The following is a 763-nucleotide window of genomic DNA, read 5'->3' on the forward strand; positions in this document are numbered from 1 at the left end:
GGGCCGTTTTGTGGCGACGGCCCAGCGGTTTAGATTTCGATAGCTTCGGCGATCACCAGTGCATCTTCAAGCTCGACGCCGAGGTACCTGACAGTGCTGTCCATCTTGGTGTGACCCAACAGCAGTTGGACCGCCCTTAGGTTGCCTGTTTTCTTGTAAATCTGCGTGACTTTCGTTCGCCGCATCGAGTGCGTGCCATAGGCGCTTGCCTCCAGACCAATGGATGTCACCCAGTCACGCACAATGCGCGCGTACTGGCGGGTAGAGATGTGAAGCCGTTCGTGAAAACGCCCAGGCCAGAGGTATTCGGATCCGACCATCAGCGGCTCCTGCATCCATCTTGCCAGCGATGCACGGGTGCCTTCGGAAATTTCGAAGCGCACAGGTTTCTGGGTCTTGCTCTGAAGAACCGACGCGCGTTCCTTGATTTGGCCGGATGCCATAACATCGACCACCCTCATTTTCACCAGATCGCAGCCGCGCAGCTTGCTGTCGATGGCAAGATTGAAGAGGGCCAGATCACGGTGGTTCTCGGCCAATTCCAGCCGCACCCTGATCGCCCAGACGTGTTTGGGCTTGAGCGGCCTTTTCTGGCCGACGATCCGGCCTTTGTTCCAGGCTGGGCGTAAGGCGCGGATGGCCGGTAAGTTTGATGTTTCCATGATGGATCCTCCGATCCACCACGCCCTCCCACATCGACAACCCGACGTTGACAAGACATCATACCATATGATGCTGCGCCGCATCCGAGGTCGGCTTTGAG

Annotated in this window: 1 protein-coding gene; it reads right to left on the reverse strand. The window is 57.5% G+C overall.

What is annotated here, in order from left to right:
• Positions 1-29: 29 nt before the first annotated feature.
• Positions 30-662, reverse strand: coding sequence for a tyrosine-type recombinase/integrase (locus tag J7392_RS24160; RefSeq protein WP_209219852.1), 633 nt, complete (start codon positions 660-662; stop codon positions 30-32).
• Positions 663-763: the final 101 nt, after the last annotated feature.

Origin of the sequence: Sulfitobacter sp. R18_1, assembly GCF_017743915.1 — a bacterium.
Taxonomy (GTDB): domain Bacteria; phylum Pseudomonadota; class Alphaproteobacteria; order Rhodobacterales; family Rhodobacteraceae; genus Sulfitobacter; species Sulfitobacter faviae.